Consider the following 18,215-nt stretch of genomic DNA (forward strand, 5'->3'; position numbering starts at 1 on the left):
CGCAAATGCCGCGGCGGATTTTTTATTAGACAATCGGAGAAGATGCCTTCCTTTTTAAAAGCACCTGTTGTTCATATTCTTTGATGTCATGAAGCCATGCTTCTTTTACCGGAACGCCCATTTGCTCACAGTAGGAATCCCAGATGGCTCCGAAAGGATATGTTTTGAATTCCTCCATCAGGGCCAGCCTTTCTGTATAGCGGCCCTCTTCCTGCAATTGTTTTAAATATCCGTTCGGGAGAAGCAGGGCATACAATAAAGCTTTGATCATATTTCTCGTTCCGATAGTCCAGGCGGCTACACGGTTAATGCTGGCATCGAAAAAATCCAGACCGATGGCGACCTTCTCAAGAGCATGATTTCGTACAATTTCAAGAGCGATTTCTCTCAATTCATCATCCAAAACCACTACATGGTCGCTATCCCAACGAACAGGCCGCGATACGTGCAAGGCAAGCTTGTCTGTGTAAAGCAGCATGGACGAGATTTTGTTCGATACCGTCTCAGTCGGATGGAAATGGCCTGTATCAAGTAAACAAAGCTTATGGTTCGTCAAAGCATAAGCTAAATAAAATTCATGAGATCCGACAACATATGATTCGGAGCCAAGCCCGAACAGCTTGCTCTCGATTGAATCAAGATTGTGTTGTTCACTGATCTCCTCTGCGAAGATCCGATCCAGTGATTCTTTTAGTCTTTTACGCGGTGTCAGCCTATCACTCGGGATATCCTTATAGCCGTCGGGAATCCAAATATTCGTCAAGCAAGGTGTTCCTAATTCTTTCCCGAAGTATTCCCCGATACGGCGGCAAGCGATGCAATGCCTGATCCAAAATTCTCTGATATCCGGATCAGGGTGTGAAAGGGTGAGTCCGTCAGCCGCTTTCTCATGCGAAAACAAGGTTGGATTAAAATCTAAACCGAGACCAAGGTTTTTTGCCCATTTCACCCAGTTTTCAAAATGCTGCGGCTTCAATTCGTCACGTTCTACCGCTTCCCTGTTTGTTTCTGCGTATATCGCATGCAGGTTTACGCGGTGCTTTCCAGGAATGAGAGAAAGAGCCTTCTCCAAATCTCTTCTTAATTCTTCAGGAGTTTGCGCTTTTCCGGGATAATTGCCAGTCACGTCAATTCCGCCTGAAAGCTCGCCCTTATTTACTTCAAAGCCTTCAATGTCGTCACCCTGCCAGCAATGGATCGAAATGGGCACTTGCTCTAATTGCCGAAGCGCCTCTTCAACATCAATTCCCCATTTTTCATATGCCTGTTTTGCACTGTCATAATTGGCTTTTATGGTCATACGGCTCTCTCCCTTTATCAGTTTTTTAATCCAAATAAAAAACTTCCTTTAGATCTATCGAAACAGGACTGAAATCCGAATTTGTTTTCATTAATGGCGCCATCGATTTCCACCATCTTCGGCAAACTTCCGTGTCCGCCATCTTTCTCCATTTCTCTTCATCCTCTATTTCTAAATATGCAAAAAGCCTGCCTGTTTCCTCGTCTAGAAAAATGGAATAATGGTGTGCTCCATGAGCTTTGAGTGCTTCTGCCATCTCAGGCCAAATGTCATCATGCCGCTGTTTGTATTCTTCGTACTTGTCTTGATGGACAAACATGATACTGGCTTTTCTTTTCAAACCTTTTCACCTCTTCATCATTTAGATAGCGCTTTCAAAACAGTTTGCTGAAATGACTGAATGATCGTGCTTCTGTCAATGTCTTTAGGTGTAAACACTTTGATCGGAAAGGAATTTCTGACGACTTGCCGGGCTTCTTTTATGTCTTTGACTTCTTTGGCAGCAATCATTTGCATCAAAAGATTTCCGGTGGCAGTTGCCTCTATCGGCCCTGCATATACCGCTTTTCCACTCATGTCTGCCGTTAATTGATTTAAGAAATCATTCCGGGCTCCGCCGCCGATGATATGAAATTGCTCGATCGGTTTTTCTGTGATTGTTTCGAGCTCTTTGATGGCTATCGCATAGATGATGGCTAAATTGCTGTAGATGCAGCAGGCAAGTTCGCCTGCAGTGCGAGGAGTCTTTTGGCGGGTTTGTCTGCAATAATGTTGTATTTCCTTTATCATGTTTTCTGGATTCAGGAAACGTTTATCATTTAAGTTTATAAATTGCTGGAATGGTTCTGTTTTTTTGGCTTCTTCTGCAAGCTGCTGGAAAGAGTAATCTGCTTGTAACTGTTGTCTGACTTCTTGTATCACCCACATGCCGATAATGTTTTTGAGAAAGCGAATGGTGTTGTTTGCGCCGCGTTCATTTGTATAGTTGTTTTCTAAAGCAAGATCAGTTATTATCGGTGTTTTGTTTTCAACCCCGATTAACGACCATGTTCCGCTGCTGATATACGCCCAGCCATCATTTATTCCTGGCGTTGCAATGACGGCCGAGGCCGTATCATGTGTTGCGACTGTCATCACCTTGCACGCCGGGAGATCATAATCCGGGAACCACTCATTTCTTAGCTTCCCGAGTTCACACCCCGGTTCAGTCAGCGGGGCAAATTGCTGTTCCTGAACGGACACGGCTTCAAGCAATTCAGGATCAAGATTTCCCGTTGAGGCGTTTAAAAGCTGTGTTGTGGACGCATTTGTGATTTCCGTTACAGCTTTTCCGGTTAAACAATAGCCTAAATAATCAGGAATCATCATAATTTTGTCTGTCTTTATCAGCAGCTCACGGTCTTCCTCATACAATTGATAGATCGTGTTGAAAGGCTGAAATTGTATTCCTGTTTTTTGATAAATTGCGGCTTTTGAGAGGGTATGTTCCAGTTTGTCTATTGTGTGATCTGTTCTTCTATCACGGTAGGAGATTGCTTCCCGCAACCGATCGCCTTTTTCGTCCAGTAAGACATAATCAACTGCCCATGTATCAATGCCTACGGTGCAGTGTTCATACCCAAGCGTCTTTACTTTTTGCAGTCCTTGCAGGATTTGTTTTAGCAAATGATCAATATCCCAAAAGCAATGCCCGTCTCTTTGACTGAAACCGTTAGCGAACCTGTGAATCTCTTGTATGTCAAGCTTCCCTTCATTCAGTTCACCTACCATGATTCTCCCGCTTGATGCGCCTATATCAATGGCAGTATAAATCATCCTTTCACCCTCTCTTCGAAAGAGGAACAGCTGTCACCTTCACCTTTTTGTCCTCAAGAGCTTTTACCGATGCCGGATCAAGTCCAGAATCCGTAATAAGGCAGCTGACATCTTGCAGCGAGGCAATATGTGAAAACTCGCGGTTCCCCCATTTGCTTGAATCGGCCATCAAAATGGTCTGGTCCGACCTTTCGATCATCCGTTTTTTGAGCAGCGCCTGCCACTCATTTGAATCACTCATCCCGTTGTGTACGTCAAATCCCTTACATGACAGAAAGGTTTTATTGACATGATAGGTCTCAAGTGAACGCTCTGCTAACGGGCCGGCAAACGATAATGATTTTTCCAGCAAAATGCCGCCTGTTGAAATGACTGATATGTTTTCTTTATTGCTGAGTTCAATAGCTGCTTTCATTGAGTTTGTAATCACGGTGAGCTCAATGTCAGGGAGTATTTTTGCCATGTACCAAGCGGTTGTGCTTGCATCGAGAATGATTCGGTCTCCGCTTTTTACATATTTGGCCGCTTCGTGAGCGATGGCTTTTTTTTCGATGACATTCGTGATTTCCCGTTCAGAAAAATGAATTTCTGATTCCTTCTGCTGAATACTGACCGCTCCTCCGTGGCTCCGGCTCAGTTTATGTTCTTTTTCAAGCTTTTCAAGATCACGCCGAATGGTTTCCTCTGTGACTGAAAATATGTCACTTAATTCGGAAACGCGGATGCTTGAACGCATATTTACTATTTCCACTATTTTTTGCTGCCGTTCTGCTACTAGCATCGGTAACGCCCTTCCTCATATCGTAGTCCTTCTTATATTTTTTATCATAGCATATTTCTAACGCGTAAAAGCAGCAGGGACGCCGCCGTCTACCGTGATCATGCAGCCCGTTGTTTTTTCGGCTTTGGAAGAAGCGAAGAATGCAATGGCTTCGGCAATATCCTCCGGGTAAATATTGACGAGCAATGCTGTCCGTTTCCGGTAATGTTCCTCCAGCTGATCCGGTTCAATCCCGTACGCCGCGGCTCGTTCCTCCCGCCAGCTTGAACCCCAGATTGCCGATCCTTGAAGAACCGCATCAGGCAAAACAGAGTTGACCCTAATGCCGAATTCTCCGCCTTCTGCAGCAATGCATCTTGCTAAATGGGTTTCAAGCGCCTTAACCGAGCTGTAGGCAGAGGCGTTTTTGCCCGCATAAACCGAATTTTTCGATCCGACAAATACCATGCTTCCGCCTCTATTTTGGTGTTTCATCTGTTTAAACGCTTCACGGGCTACAAGGAAATAGCCTGTTCCTAAAACATTCATATTAAGATTCCATTCTTTTAGACTTGTTTCGTCAAATGGGCTTGATGTGGCCAGCCCGGCATTATTGACGACGATATCAATGCCGCCGTAAGCAAGCGCCGCTCGTTCAAAAGCTGATTGTACGTCTTCCTCCTTTGTCACATCCATTTTGACAGCCATTGCCCGTCCTTCTCCGTATGCATCGTTTATTTCCCCGGCAATTTTCTGTGCACCTTCTATATTCAGATCAGCTACGATCACGTGCCCTCCCTCAGCTGCAAATCGGCGGCATGCTGCACTGCCGATTCCGCCGGCTCCTCCAGTTATCAACGCTACTTTTCGGGAAAATTCTGCTTCCGGCGGGGCCAGCGTGAGTTTATATAGTTCGAGCGGCCAATATTCGACATGGTAGGATTCATTTTCATGTAAAGAAACAAATTGCCCCAGAGCGGTTGCTCCTTTCATCACGGCGATGGCCCTCCGATATAAAGCCCCGCTTACTTTAGACATGGCATAACTTTTTCCTGTATTCACCATTCCGATTCCCGGAATCAATATCACCCGTGGGGAGGATTCAAAGATTTGATCCCCATCCTGCTGATTTCGTGTAAAGTAAGCCTGATACTCTGATGTAAAGGTCTCGACTCCTGACTTGATCAGATCTGCAAGCTTGTGCACATCTTGAGTTTCCGGATTCCAATCAATGTACAGCGGAACCCGTTTTGTGTGAACAAGGTGATCCGGGCATGCCGCACCGATTTGCGAAAGTGCTGGCGCTTGGACACTGTTTACAAATTCCAAGACATCGTCATGATCATCATAGGAAAGGATCATTTTCTTTTCTTCACTTACTGCTCCTCTGATCACAGGCATGATGCCTGCCAAGATTTGTTTTCTTTTATCCTCCGGCAGCGGCTGATACCTTTTGCCTCCGAATACCTCATGCTGATTGATACGATCGTTAACATACTGCTCGGCTTCTTGAATGATGGATATCGTTTTTTGATAACATGTTTCAGACGTCTCTCCCCAAGTGACTAAGCCGTGTTTCTCCATTAATATAAGCTCGGCGTGGGGATTGTTTGCTACGCCTTCAGCGATCATTTTAGACAAAGTAAATCCAGGACGGACGTATGGCACCCATACAAACCGATTTCCGTAAATGTCTTCAGCGATTTGTTTTCCATTATCCGCACAGCATATGCTGATAATCGCATCTGGATGGGTATGGTCAACATGTTTGTATGGCAGAAAAGCGTGTAATAGCGTTTCAATTGAAGGGCGGGGATGTTTGCTGTCTATCATACAATGAGACAGGTAGTCTACCATTTCTTCATCGGGCATTTGGTCCCTTTTAATCAGCGGGCGGATATCATCTAATTTCAAACCGGTAAAGTTATGCGCTTTCATTGTTGCCAAATCCGAACCGCTTCCTTTTACCCACATGACTTCTATTTCACGGCCTCTAAAATCCTTTTCCGTTGTTTTCATAGATGTATTCCCCCCGCCCCAGTTGCAGACAGTGCGGTCTGACCCGATCAGATTGGACCTGTACACCAATTCCTCTACACCTTTAGGCAGCTGTGCAGCTCGCTCTGAATCCCATATATGTTTCACCATATTTGATATTCCTCCATCTCCTTTTATTTGTATCCGTTTTCATTATATATGATTTCCGTTTGTTTTTGAATTGTTTTTGTTTATTTTTGTTTTTAATAAAAAAGAAAGCAGCAGATATGCCGCTTTCTCGTTTCATTATGATTCAATTTTAAATTTCTTCGTAATGTCCTGAAGTTCTTCCGCCATGTTTGCCAACGTTTCCGCTGAAGAGCTGATTTCTTCCATAGACGCAAGCTGTTCTTCAGCCGAAGCTGCGATATCCTGAATGCCTGCTGAGCTTTCTTTCGCCACTGCAGAAATATCTTCAACAGCACTTGACACTTCCTGTGATCCGGCTGACAGTTGTTCAACCGTCGCGTTCAAGTTTTGCAATTCGCCGGAAATTTGGGTTGTCATCTCATAGATTTGTTTAAAGCTTTCCGCTGTTTGATCCGTAATCTGCAAGCCTTCTTTCACTTCATGATTCACGGATTGGAACATTGAAAGTGAGGTACTGATTTCCCTGACAATCTCTTGAATTAATCCTTCAATTTCCTTGGCGGAGTCTGCTGATTGTACAGCAAGTTTTCTAACCTCTTCCGCAACTACTGAGAAACCTCTTCCGTACTCTCCCGCTCTTGCCGCCTCAATCGCAGCATTTAATGCAAGCAGGTTGGTTTGATCAGCAATGCCATTAATCACATTCAAGATGCTTGTGATGTCTTGCGATTTTGTTTCAAGACCCTTCACAACCGCTTCCGCTTTTTGAACGGATTGGTCAATTGTTTTCATCTGGCCGACTGTATGCTCCACCAGCTTTTCTCCGCTGCCCGCTGCCTCAGAGGACTGAATCGATGATTTCGTAATGGTTGAAGAGGCCTGAGCCACTTTTGAAATCCCCTCGTTCATTTGAGAAAGATGATTTGAGCTTGTTTCCAGTTTCTCGCTTTGTGCCTCGTTGCCATCTGAGAACTGTTCGATGGCAAGTGTAATATGCTCAGTTGCCTTGCTCGTTTGGGCTGCGCTTGCCGTCAGCTCCTCAGAAGATGAAGCAACGTTTTCTACAGACGTTTGAATAACGCCGATTACAGAACGCAATGATGCAGACATTTCATTAAAGCTTTCGCCAAGCTGGCCAAACTCGTTTTTCGAGTGAATGTCAATGACTTCTGTGAGATCTCCGCTGCTGATTTTTGCAGACGTTGAGACAAGTTTTCTTAACGGCTTGGTGATGGCACGGATAATATAGAGAATGAGTATGCCGCCGATTACAATTGACACGCATAGAATGATAACCGCAGTGTTCAGCACCGGGCTTGAAGCATCTTGCAATTCACTGACAAAATATGTGCCTGCGATTTTCCAGCCAGTCAATTTATTTGTCGTAAAGGCCATTTTCTTTTCTTTGCCTTCGAATGTATATTCAAATGAGCCTTCTTTTTTGGAATATACTTGGTTTGTCCAATCGCCGGAACCGGTTGTCCCCGGCTTAATTGTCGGATGGGCGATATATTTTTTGTTGCCAGTCGTAATAAATGCAAAGCCTTCTTTACCGATTTTGATTCTTTGTGATGCAGTAAGCACTTCATCCAGGTTTAAATCAAGCGCTATAACCCCTGAACCGTCTTTTAATTGTTTTGAAATTGTGACAACGATATCTCCTGTCGCTTCATCAGTATACGGTTCTGAGAAAACAGCTTGTCCTTTTTCCGCAACCGCCTGTTTGTACCAGTCACGTCCTGTCGGATCGAAACCTTTCGGAACACCGCTATCCGGATATTTATAAAGCTTCTTATCTTCTGAAGCAGCATAGATTGCGCCTACATCGTCGTTAAGTGTCGTGTACTGCTTAAATTTCTCTTTCAGTAATGTTTTGTTTTTGCCTAGCAATATGTCTTTATCGACTGTCTCACTATAATAATCTATTGCTTTTACTTTATCTTCTAATTTATTTTGCAGCGTACTGTTTAGTTCTTCAACATTTCCCTTCGCACTGTTTATGAGCTCTCTGTCTAACGCGTTCCAAGCTGATTGATAACTGAAATATGCTAAAACCCCAACCGGCAAAATAAGCACTGCCAGAAACGCAGCGATTAGCGGTTTGCTGATCGATGGCTGTTTGATCCAATGTATGAATTTTCCCATTCTTGTTGACTCCTCCTTTAAGATAAATCTAATATCGTCAAACTAGGATAAAAGGTTTAATAAAAAAACTAAAAAAAACACCCAAGCGCAACAAGCTTGGGTGTTAAGGCTTATTATTCGATTTTGAATCGTTTGGTCATATCGCGAAGCTCTTCCGCCATAGACGAAAGGGTCTCTGCAGACGAGCTGATTTCTTCCATGGAAGCAAGCTGCTCTTCGGCTGACGCCGCGATATCTTGTATATGCGCTGAGCTTTCTTTTGAAATCGATGCAATGTGCTCAGACGCTCCCGAAACTTCTTCGGAGCTGGCAGAAAGCTGCTGAACCGTCGCACTCATATTTTGCAGTTCGCCGGCGATTTGGTTCGTCATTTCAGAAATGCGTTTGAAGCTCATTTCTGTTTCATCTGTGATGTCAAGGCCTGTCTGCACCTCTTGATTGACAGATTGGAACATGCCGAGAGATGTATTGATTTCCTTCACAATTTCGATGATTAATCCTTCAATCTCTTTTGCTGAATCTGCTGACTGTACTGCCAGTTTTCTTACTTCTTCCGCTACAACGGAGAAGCCGCGGCCGTACTCGCCTGCGCGCGCTGCTTCAATTGCTGCGTTTAAGGCAAGCAGGTTCGTCTGGTCTGCGATGCCGTTGATCACACGCAAAATGTTTGTAATGTCTTTCGATTTCGTTTCCAATCCGCGTACAACTTGCTCCGCTTCTTTAACGGACTTGTCAATGACGTTCATTTGGGCCGACGGTTTGGTGAACAAGCTTGCCGCCTTCACTTGCAATTTCTGTCGATTGAACAGATGAATCAGTGATCACTTCAGAAGCTTGAGCCATATTCGTCAACCCGTCATTCATTTGATAAATGTGCTCTGCTGCCGTTTCAATGTTTTCGTTTTGTTTTTCATTGCCGTTAGAAAATTGTTCAATCGCCAATGTAATGTGCTCTGTTGCCTTGCTCGTTTGCGCAGCTGATGCAGTGAGCTCCTCAGAGGAAGCGGCAACATTATCTACCGAATCCTGGATGGCGTGTATGAGAGAACGAAGTGACGACGCCATATTGTTAAAGCTTTTGCCGAGCTCGCCCAATTCATCTTTTGAACGGATATCAATGGTTTCCGTCAAATCTCCCTCGCTGATCCGCTTAGAGGAACCGACAAGCTGTTTCAGCGGTGTTGTAATCGACCGAATGATCAAAGTCATGACGATAATCCCTATGATAATAGCTGCGGCCAAGACAATTAAAGCAAGGTGAAGGACAGGCTGGGCTGCCTCATGGATTTCATCCAAATACATGGTGCCGCCGATCTTCCATCCCGTCAACTTGTTTGTGTCAAAGGCCATTTTTTTCTTATCGCCGTCCATGGTGTATTGAAAATCGCCTTTATCAGCGTTCAGCATCTTATCGAGCCAGTCGCCTTTTAATTCAGTTCCTGATTTTTCATTAGGATGAGCGACAACTTTTTTGTCCTTCGTCATGATAAATGCGTAGCCTTGTGTGCCGATGTTGACTTTTTTGGTTGTTTTCAACAGATTTTCAATCGTCATGTTGATTGCGATAACGCCTGAACCATCTTTTGTCTGCTGGGCGATTGTCACAACCATCGTATTTGTAGAAGCAGTTTTATAAGGATCTGTCACAACGACTTTTCCTTTATTTGCAACCGCTTTTTTGTACCAGTCGCGTTCAACCGGATTATAGCCGCTTGGCATCGGAAGATCCGGATAGCGGGTAAAGTGCCCTTTTGTGTCGCTTGTATAAATGGATTCTACATCCTTGTTAAGGCTGATATATTGTGAGAATTTCTCTGCAATGCTTGCATTGCTTTTTGCATTGTATTTCTCTTTTGTCAGCCATTCGCTGAAATAATCAGCACTGTTTTCTTTTTCGCCGATGCTGGTGTTAATGATTTCGTTTAATTGCTGTACATTTTCCAATGCGCTCCCCATCATCTGTCTGTCGAGTGAGCTGCTAGCCGATTGATACGCAAAGATCGCCAATATGACAACCGGTATGATGAGGATCGACAGAAAGGAAACGAGAAGCTTCCGTGTAATTGATCTTTGTTTTATGAGTTGGAGTATTTTTTTCATCATTCATTTCTCCTTTTTTATGCTACCCTTCATATCGGCTGGAAATGGGTAAATATATACAGCAAAAAAGAAGAAATTTAACAAAAGTAACTAATTTCCCATAAATAAATAGTATTTTAGACCTATTATTTATCTACTTTAAATTGTTTTGTCAGATCACGGAGTTCTTCAGACATTCTTTCAAGCGTCAGTGCAGATGAACTAATCTCCTCCATGGATGCCAGCTGTTCCTCAGCTGAAGCAGCGATATCTTGGATGCCATCCGAGCTTTCCTTAGAAATGGCTGTGATATCATTTGAAGCTGCGGAAATTTCTTGAGCTCCCGCTGACAGCTCCTCAACCGTCGCATTCATGTTTTGCAGCTCGGAAGCAATTTGATTGGTCATTTGCGATATATGTTTGAAGCTCTGTTTAGTTTCATCCGTCATGACAAGCCCTGTTTCAACTTCTTTGTTTACGGACTGAAGCACATTCAGTGATGTGTGAATTTCTTTTACTATTTCACTGATCAGCGATTCAATTTCTTTTGCCGAGTCAGCCGACTGTACCGCGAGCTTTCTCACTTCCTCAGCGACGACTGAGAAGCCCCGTCCGTATTCACCCGCTCTGGCCGCTTCAATGGCGGCATTTAAAGCCAAAAGATTGGTTTGATCCGCAATGCCGTTGATGACACGCAAAATATTCGTGATATCCTTTGATTTGATCTCCAGCCCTTTCACCACTTGTTCCGCTGCTTTTACAGAATGGTCAATTGTGTTCATTTGGCCGGCTGTTTTCTGGACGAGTGTCTCCCCTTTACTTGACACTTCTGTTGAATCTGCGGATGTTTCTGTAATCACTGCTGCAGCCCGCGCCAGCTCTGCCAATCCGTCATTCATTTCATTAATTTGTTCGGTTGTCGTTTCTATTTTCTCGCTTTGGCTTTCGCTGCCGTTTGAAAATTGCTCGATAGCCATTGTAATGTGTTCAGTGGCTCTGCTTGTCTGGTCTGCCGATGCAGTCAGCTCTTCGGACGATGAGGCAACGTGTTCTACTGAGTCTTTGATCCCCTGAATGAGCGAGCGAAGCGAGTGTGCCATATGATTGAAGCTCTCGCTCAGAACGCCGAGTTCATCTTTTGAATTGATTTCAATCGTTTCGGTTAGATCGCCTTCACTAATTTTTTCAGCGGATGCGACAATGCGTCTCAATGGCTTTGTGATGGATCGAATCACAAAATAAATCGCCGTCATTCCAGCTGCGATGGCAATCGCCAGAACGATTGAAGCCATGATCAGAACCCTGCTTGCAGCATCGTGAATCTCGTTTGCATACATCGTGCCGCTGATTTTCCAGCCTGTTGTTTCGCTTGTTGCAAATGCCATTTTTTTCTTTTTGCCTTTGTACGTATATTCAAAGTCCCCGCTTTTATCCTTGTAGAGCTTATCAACCCAGTCCCCTTTTAGCTCTGTTCCCGCTTTTTCTCCGGAGTAGGCGATGACTTTCTTGTTTTGGCTCAAAATAAAAGCATAGCCTTCTTTTCCGATATTGATTCCTTTCGCGGTAGTGACTAAGTCATCAATTTTCATATCAATGGCGACAACGCCTGACCCATCCACCGTTTGACGGGCGATGGTGACGACCATTTTTCCTGATGAAATCGATTCATAAGGCTCAGTGACAATTGTTTTGCCTTTATTGGCCATTGCTTCTTTGTACCAATCTCGTTCCAAAGCATTAAAGTCGCTTGGCATGTCAGCGTACGGATAACGTGTGAAGTCCCCGTCTTTGCCGCTTGAAAATACCGCAGCGACATTATCATTCATTTGGATAAATTGTTTAAATTCCTGTTTCAGCTCTGTTTTCTTTTTATCCTGAAACTTTTCTTCTGTAGCCCAATCGCTGAAATATGCGAGGCTTTTTTCAGTCGTGCTGATTTTATCATCAATGATGTGATCTAATATCTGAACATTTTCCTTTGCGCTTTGCGTCATCTGTACATCAAGTGAGGCAACTGCTGATTGATAAGCGCTAACCGAAAGGGCGGTTATCGGAACAATTAAGATCAGCAGGAAAGAAATAATAAGTCTCCTTGCAATTGATGATCTGCGAATAGTGGTGAGTGTTTTTTTCATTTCCTTTTGAACCTTCTTTCAATAATTTACAAATTATATCGGCGAATCTTCCTTTAAATTACATTGAAAATGGAGGAAAAAATGAAAAATAGTTCTAAATTCACCGTTTAAACTAGGACTTTATTATTGTTTACCATATAAAAAAACAGCGCTTTGATAGCGCTGTTTTTCGGCTTTTACTCGATTTTAAATTGTTTCGTCAGATCACGAAGCTCTTCTGCCATCTGCGCAAGAGTGGTCGCTGAGGAACTGATTTCTTCCATGGAAGCAAGCTGTTCTTCAGCTGATGCGGCAATGTCCTGGATGCTTGCCGAGCTTTCTTTCGACACGTCTGCAATGCCGCTGACTGATGCTGAAACATGCTGTGAACGATCTGACAGCTGCTCGACGGTGGAGTTCATCGTCTGCAGCTTGCCCGCGATTTCGTTTGTCATGCTGAAAATGCTCTGGAAGCTTTCTTTTGTATTGTCTGTGACAACAAGTCCGGACTGTACTTCCTGATTGACCTCTTTAAACATGTGAAGAGAGGTTTCGATTTCTGCAACGATTTCTTGGATCAGCTTTTCGATTTCTTTTGCTGAATCGGCTGATTGGACAGCCAGCTTGCGCACTTCCTCCGCTACGACAGAGAAGCCGCGTCCTGATTCTCCGGCACGCGCCGCTTCAATGGCTGCATTTAGTGCAAGCAGATTTGTTTGGTCAGCGATTCCGTTGATGACTCTCAAAATGCTTGTGATGTCTTTTGATTTTCCTTCTAAGCCTTTGACAACAGCTTCAGCCTGCTGAACAGATTGATTAATCGAGTTCATTTGTCCGACTGTCTGCTGCACAAACTTCTCACCCGTTCCGGCGATTTCCGTTGATTGGATAGATGCCTTTGTAATATCTGACGATGTTTGTGAGACTTGCTGGAGTCCTTCATTCATTAAGTTCAGCTGATGAGAGCTGGATTCAACCTTTTCGCTTTGCTCCTCGTTTCCGTTTGAGAACTGCTCAATCGCCATCGTAATATGCTCGGTGGCTTTACTCGTCTGCCCGGCAGATGCGGTAAGCTGTTCGGAAGATGCGGCCACATTGTTCACCGAGTCCTGAATAGCGCTGATCAGCGAGCGGAGAGATTGTCCCATTTCATTGAAGCTTTCCCCAAGCTCCCCAAGCTCATCCTTTGAATGGATTTCGATCGTTTCGGTCAGATCCCCCCTGCTGATCGTTTTCGATGATTGAACAAGACGTTTTAACGGTTTTGTAATCGAACGAACGATAAACAGAATTAAAATTCCGCCTGCCACAATGGAAGCAATCAGCACAATCATTCCTGTAGTCAGCACAGACTTTGAGGCATCCTTAATTTCATCCATATACATTGTGCCGGCTATTTTCCAACCAGTCAGTTCGTTTGTAGTATAGGTCATCTTTTTATCTTCGTTATTAAGAGTATACTGGAGTTCACCGCTGTCATTCGCATACATTTTGGCTACCCAGTCGCCTGAAAGCTTTTCTCCAGCCTTATGGTTCTTGTGGGCGACATAGGTTTTGTTTTTTGTTGCAATGAAAGCATAACCTTCTTTTCCGACCTTGATTTGTTTCATTTGTTCTAACAATTTATCAATGGTAATATCCATGGCGACAACGCCAGATCCGTCCTTCAGCTCCTGTGCAATGGTAATGACCATGCTTCCGTCACTCGCAGCCACGTAAGGATCTGTCACGACAATTTCACCGCCGGCCTTCATCGCATCTTGGTACCAAGGCCGTTGTCTCGGGTCGTATCCTTCCGGCAATTTTTCTTTTGGCGCTTGTACGTAAGTGCCGTTATCTGCGCCCCCATAAATTCTGGCTACTCCTTGATTAATAGATACATATTGTGAAAATTTAGCTTTGATCTCTTCTTGATTCGATTTCCCTTTGAATGCGGATCTTTTAAGAGATTCACTGAAAAAGGTGACTGCTTTCGCTTTTTCTCCCAGATCATTTGTAACAGTTGTATTAAATGTATCGACACTGTTTTTCGCATTTCCCATAATTTCCTGATCCAGCTTTCCGCTGGCGCTTCGGTAAGAGCTAAATTCTAATATAAGAATAGGGATAATGAGAATCGCAATAAATGAGACGATTAATTTCTTTGAAATAGACGGTTTCTTAAGCCAATTGATAAAAGTCTTCATGTCCACTTGCTCCTTCAGGTTTGATACAGTATATATCGGCTGCTTAAAAAAGTTTTAAAATAAAAAATGGAAGAAGTTCTTTTTGGCAGTCTTCTGTCTTTTTAGCTTTCATTGCCCAAGCTCTTTGCATATCTTATAAAAAACAAGGGGGGCTAAACATGATTATTGTATCAGGACAATTGCTCCGTCCCCAGGATATTGAAAATTGGCAGATTGATCAAAATCTGAACCCGCTGTTAAAAGAGATGATTGAGACGCCTGTTCAGTTTGATTATCATTCAATTGCTGAACTGATGTTTGAGCTTAAACTGCGGATGAATATTGTAGCAGCGGCAAAGACGCTGCACAAAAGCGGGGCGAAGTTTGCCACTTTTTTAAAAACATACGGGAATACAACGTATTGGAGGGTTTCACCGGAGGGCGCCTTGGAGCTGAAATACAGAATGCCGCCTTCAAAAGCGATTCGGGACATTGCAGAGAACGGCCCGTTTTATGCGTTTGAATGCGCAACCGCAATCGTTATCATTTATTACTTGGCCTTAATCGATACAATCGGAGAAGATAAATTCAATGCCAGCTTTGACAGAATTATTTTATATGACTGGCATTATGAGAAATTGCCGATCTATACGGAAACAGGACACCACTTTTTCCTTGGAGATTGTTTGTATTTTAAGAATCCTGAATTTGATCCGCAAAAAGCACAATGGAGAGGCGAAAATGTGATTTTACTGGGGGAAGATAAATATTTTGCCCATGGTCTTGGAATCTTAAACGGAAAGCAAATTATAGATAAGCTGAATTCTTTTAGGAAAAAAGGAGCCTTACAGTCAGCCTACCTTCTGTCTCAGGCGACCAGACTGGATGTTCCGTCTCTTTTCCGCATCGTCCGCTAAAAAGCCCCATCGCCTATTTTCCGGACGATGGGGTTTCAAATGCCTTTCGTTTTCGATAGAAGGGGGCTGTGCCGAAATATTGGTTCGCAGCCCACTCCATTTTTTCAAGGTCATTTCTTGTCACGATTGGATCCAGGCTGCTCCATTTGATAAAGCGGACAAAATAGTAGCCTTTGATAGGAACCATTGTAACTTTTGAGTGAGGCCAGCCTTCAAATACAAACTCAATTTTCCCTCTTTTTTTATAAGAGTATTGAAGAATGTTCATATCTGTCACCTCAGTTTATCAAGTTACGTTCGGCAAAGCTCGGTACGTTCACATCCATTGATTGACTATCCCTCATGCAGGCTTTCCTGAAAACAAAGGATGAGGCGCGTGTCTCTTTCCCGCGCTTTTTATTTCGCATATGGACGAATGCCAAGCGCGCCTTCATTCGATAAAGCCGCAGCGTGGGCGGGTGTGACAGGCCCTCCGGCTATCGGCGCTTGTTCAGCGATCATGCTTTTGTCATAAAAAACAGCCTATTATCCCATCATTTTGATATAGCATGTCCGGGTGCGAGGGCCGTCAAATTCGCAGAAATAAATGCCCTGCCACGTTCCAAGAATGAGCCGGCCGTTTTCCACAATGACATGCTGTGAAGCTCCGACTGTACTCGACTTCATGTGTGCAGCTGTATTGCCCTCCATATGGCGGTCCAGCTCATGTTCCCACGGATATACCTCATCAAACCTTCTGAGCATATCTTTTTTGACGGCCGGATCGGCATTTTCATTAATTGTAATGCCCGCAGTCGTATGCGGACAGTAAATCAGCGCTGCGCCGCTCGTTATACCTGTTTCTTGAAGAAACGCTTCCACCTCCCGGGTGATATCAATCATTTCATCTCGTTTGGTTGTTTTGATTTGCAGTGTTTTCAGCATTTGTTTCTCCTTTCGTTTGTCCGCTCTCATCGCTTAATTCGTTCTGTGTTCTTTTTTTTCCTGTTAAACCGCTCTCATAAACCCGATAAAACAAAAAAACTCCAGTCTAAGGCTGGAGTTTAGCACCATAGATATATTCTTGCTTCATACGGCTTTAAGAGTACTGATGTCATATGCTTGTGCGGCTCTGTTTCAATATTTGACAAGACGAGTGCATCTGATGACAATGGCAATCCAGAGTGCCTGAACAACGCCGGTGTTCCTGTCAGATTGGCCGCAATCAGTGCAGTATGGCTCTCGTTTTTCCGAAGATATGCAAAGATTTGCTGATCTTCCGGTAAAATGAGCTCGTATGTCCCGTTAATAAAAACATCATATGTTTGGCGCAGCTTGATCAAGCTTTTGTAAAAATGGTAAACGGATGTTTTATCGTTTTTTTGCGCCTCGGCATTCAGCCATTTGTAATTGTCATTGATTCCGATCCACGGTTTGGCCTCAGAAAATCCGGCGTATGGACCAGCATTCCATTGCATCGGCGTTCGCGAATTGTCTCTTCCCTTTTTCCAGACAATCTTCATCACATCCTCGTGTGATGTGCCTTTCGCTGTTTTTGTTTCATACAGGCGTTTCATTGCGACATCATCATAGTCCTCAATAGATGGAAAAGCCACGTTCGTCATCCCGAGTTCCTGTCCCTGATAAATAAACGGTGTGCCTTTCATGAGAAAATAAACAGCGGAAAGCGCTTTTGCACTTTCTTTCAGGTACACTCCGTCGTCTCCCCACACAGAAACTGAACGGGGCTGGTCGTGATTCTCCATAAACAAAGCATTCCAGCCGATCCCTTCCAAACTGTCCTGCCAGTCAGTTAAAATTCGTTTAAATGCAACGATATCAATACTTTCATTGATCTCTACATCCCACAGGCCGAGATGCTCAAATTGAAAAATCATGCTGAATATGCCGTTTTTTTCTCCAGCCCAATCAGCTGCTTCTTTTGCAGCGACGCCGTTTGCTTCACCAACTGTCATAATCGGATAGCGGGAAAATGTGTTTTCCTTCAGCTCTGTTAACAAATCCATAATGCCGTCAGCATTCATATGATAAGGAAAGGAAGGGACATAGTCCAGCCCCTTTGGATTCGGCATGTCGGGAAGCCCTTCTTTTTTCTTAATATGCGTAATGGCATCCACCCGAAATCCGTCAATTCCTTTATCAAGCCACCAATTGATCATGTCATAAACGGCATTCCTCACCTTTTCATTTTCCCAATTCAAATCAGGCTGTTTTTTATCAAAAAGGTGCAGATAATACTGGCTTGTCTTTTGATCATACTCCCAAACCGGCCCGCCGAAAATGCTTTCCCAATTGTTGGGCGCTTTTCCGTTTTTGCCGTCTTTCCAAATATACCAGTCGCGCTTTTCCGAGTGTATGGATGAACGGGATTCTATGAACCATGGATGTTCGTCGCTTGTGTGGTTCACAACGAGATCCATAATCAGCTTCATCCCCAGATCATGAATGTCACCAAGCAGTTCATCAAAATCTTCCATCGTGCCAAACTCGCTTAATATGTTTTGATAATCCCGGATATCATAGCCATTATCAGCATTCGGTGAGTCATACAGCGGGCAAATCCATATGACGTCAGCGCCCAGCTCTTTTATGTAAGAAAGCTTGGATCTGATTCCTTGAATATCCCCAATTCCGTCGCCATTTGAATCTTTAAAACTGCGGGGGTAAATTTGGTAAACAACGGCTTCCTTCCACCAAGCCTTTTTCATACAGCCACTCCTTCCCAGTGTACCGGTCTTATATATCCTATGTAGAAAAAAGGCTTCACAGCATTGCTTTTTAAGAAATGACTTG

At 43.8% G+C, this 18,215-nt stretch carries 13 protein-coding genes and 1 pseudogene; 1 reads left to right on the plus strand and 13 read right to left on the minus strand.

Annotation, left to right across the window (positions count from 1 at the left end; translation table 11 throughout):
• Window positions 1-25 precede the first annotated feature (25 nt).
• From rhaA to mcpB, 9 genes and pseudogenes are all read right to left on the minus strand, one after another.
• Window positions 26-1,300 carry an L-rhamnose isomerase gene (gene rhaA / locus MKY10_RS16550; RefSeq protein ID WP_015251361.1) on the minus strand — a complete coding sequence of 425 codons (1,275 nt, stop codon included), beginning with the start codon at window positions 1,298-1,300 and terminating at the stop codon, window positions 26-28.
• 25 nt (window positions 1,301-1,325) lie between these two features.
• On the minus strand, window positions 1,326-1,640 hold the full coding sequence (gene rhaM / locus MKY10_RS16555; RefSeq protein ID WP_014480666.1) for an L-rhamnose mutarotase: 315 nt from the start codon (window positions 1,638-1,640) through the stop codon (window positions 1,326-1,328).
• Between the two features lie 17 nt (window positions 1,641-1,657).
• The gene (gene rhaB, locus MKY10_RS16560; protein ID WP_015251360.1) at window positions 1,658-3,115 is read right to left on the minus strand and encodes a rhamnulokinase; all 1,458 of its coding nucleotides are present in this window, start codon (window positions 3,113-3,115) and stop codon (window positions 1,658-1,660) included.
• 4 nt (window positions 3,116-3,119) lie between these two features.
• Entirely contained in the window at window positions 3,120-3,896 is a 777-nt protein-coding gene (rhaR, locus tag MKY10_RS16565; protein ID WP_015251359.1) for a rhamnose catabolism operon transcriptional regulator RhaR, read from the minus strand.
• Window positions 3,897-3,953: 57 nt separating this feature from the next.
• The gene (locus MKY10_RS16570; protein WP_015251358.1) at window positions 3,954-6,023 is read right to left on the minus strand and encodes a bifunctional rhamnulose-1-phosphate aldolase/short-chain dehydrogenase; all 2,070 of its coding nucleotides are present in this window, start codon (window positions 6,021-6,023) and stop codon (window positions 3,954-3,956) included.
• Between the two features lie 135 nt (window positions 6,024-6,158).
• Window positions 6,159-8,147: a methyl-accepting chemotaxis protein TlpB gene (gene tlpB, locus MKY10_RS16575; RefSeq protein WP_015251357.1), complete on the minus strand. Its 1,989-nt coding sequence runs from the start codon at window positions 8,145-8,147 to the stop codon at window positions 6,159-6,161.
• A gap of 113 nt (window positions 8,148-8,260) precedes the next feature.
• Window positions 8,261-10,247: pseudogene (gene mcpA / locus MKY10_RS16580) on the minus strand (methyl-accepting chemotaxis protein).
• Window positions 10,248-10,372: 125 nt separating this feature from the next.
• Window positions 10,373-12,361 carry a methyl-accepting chemotaxis protein TlpA gene (gene tlpA, locus MKY10_RS16585; protein ID WP_015251355.1) on the minus strand — a complete coding sequence of 663 codons (1,989 nt, stop codon included), beginning with the start codon at window positions 12,359-12,361 and terminating at the stop codon, window positions 10,373-10,375.
• 176 nt (window positions 12,362-12,537) lie between these two features.
• Window positions 12,538-14,526, minus strand: coding sequence for a methyl-accepting chemotaxis protein McpB (mcpB, locus tag MKY10_RS16590; protein ID WP_015251354.1), 1,989 nt, complete (start codon window positions 14,524-14,526; stop codon window positions 12,538-12,540).
• Window positions 14,527-14,684: 158 nt separating this feature from the next.
• On the opposite strand from mcpB, the gene MKY10_RS16595 reads away from it, so the two are divergent.
• The gene (locus tag MKY10_RS16595) at window positions 14,685-15,422 is read left to right on the plus strand and encodes a protein-glutamine gamma-glutamyltransferase (protein ID WP_003228904.1); all 738 of its coding nucleotides are present in this window, start codon (window positions 14,685-14,687) and stop codon (window positions 15,420-15,422) included.
• Between the two features lie 13 nt (window positions 15,423-15,435).
• Here the strand turns inward: MKY10_RS16595 and MKY10_RS16600 are convergent, their stop codons facing one another.
• From MKY10_RS16600 to MKY10_RS16615, 4 genes are all read right to left on the minus strand, one after another.
• Window positions 15,436-15,690, minus strand: coding sequence for a hypothetical protein (locus MKY10_RS16600; protein ID WP_015714605.1), 255 nt, complete (start codon window positions 15,688-15,690; stop codon window positions 15,436-15,438).
• A 257-nt stretch (window positions 15,691-15,947) separates the two neighbouring features.
• A complete protein-coding gene (locus MKY10_RS16605; RefSeq protein WP_044052472.1) occupies window positions 15,948-16,346 on the minus strand; it encodes a secondary thiamine-phosphate synthase enzyme YjbQ in 399 nt (132 codons plus the stop codon).
• A complete protein-coding gene (locus MKY10_RS16610; protein ID WP_003243642.1) occupies window positions 16,306-16,440 on the minus strand; it encodes a hypothetical protein in 135 nt (44 codons plus the stop codon). Before MKY10_RS16610 ends, MKY10_RS16605 begins: the two co-directional genes overlap by 41 nt.
• A gap of 25 nt (window positions 16,441-16,465) precedes the next feature.
• On the minus strand, window positions 16,466-18,130 hold the full coding sequence (locus MKY10_RS16615) for an alpha-glucosidase (RefSeq protein WP_015251351.1): 1,665 nt from the start codon (window positions 18,128-18,130) through the stop codon (window positions 16,466-16,468).
• Window positions 18,131-18,215 lie beyond the last annotated feature (85 nt).

The organism is Bacillus sp. FSL P4-0290 (genome assembly GCF_037975435.1).
In the GTDB taxonomy this organism is placed as follows: domain Bacteria; phylum Bacillota; class Bacilli; order Bacillales; family Bacillaceae; genus Bacillus; species Bacillus subtilis.

Coding starts and splice junctions, on each gene's coding strand:
- MKY10_RS16570 (WP_015251358.1), bottom strand. CDS start 6,023: ATGGTGAAACATATATGGGATTCAGAGCGAGCTGCACAGCTGCCTAAA.
- tlpA (WP_015251355.1), bottom strand. CDS start 12,361: ATGAAAAAAACACTCACCACTATTCGCAGATCATCAATTGCAAGGAGA.
- MKY10_RS16600 (WP_015714605.1), bottom strand. CDS start 15,690: ATGAACATTCTTCAATACTCTTATAAAAAAAGAGGGAAAATTGAGTTT.
- MKY10_RS16595 (WP_003228904.1), top strand. CDS start 14,685: ATGATTATTGTATCAGGACAATTGCTCCGTCCCCAGGATATTGAAAAT.
- MKY10_RS16605 (WP_044052472.1), bottom strand. CDS start 16,346: ATGCTGAAAACACTGCAAATCAAAACAACCAAACGAGATGAAATGATT.
- rhaB (WP_015251360.1), bottom strand. CDS start 3,115: ATGATTTATACTGCCATTGATATAGGCGCATCAAGCGGGAGAATCATG.
- mcpB (WP_015251354.1), bottom strand. CDS start 14,526: ATGAAGACTTTTATCAATTGGCTTAAGAAACCGTCTATTTCAAAGAAA.
- rhaR (WP_015251359.1), bottom strand. CDS start 3,896: ATGCTAGTAGCAGAACGGCAGCAAAAAATAGTGGAAATAGTAAATATG.
- tlpB (WP_015251357.1), bottom strand. CDS start 8,147: ATGGGAAAATTCATACATTGGATCAAACAGCCATCGATCAGCAAACCG.
- rhaA (WP_015251361.1), bottom strand. CDS start 1,300: ATGACCATAAAAGCCAATTATGACAGTGCAAAACAGGCATATGAAAAA.
- MKY10_RS16615 (WP_015251351.1), bottom strand. CDS start 18,130: ATGAAAAAGGCTTGGTGGAAGGAAGCCGTTGTTTACCAAATTTACCCC.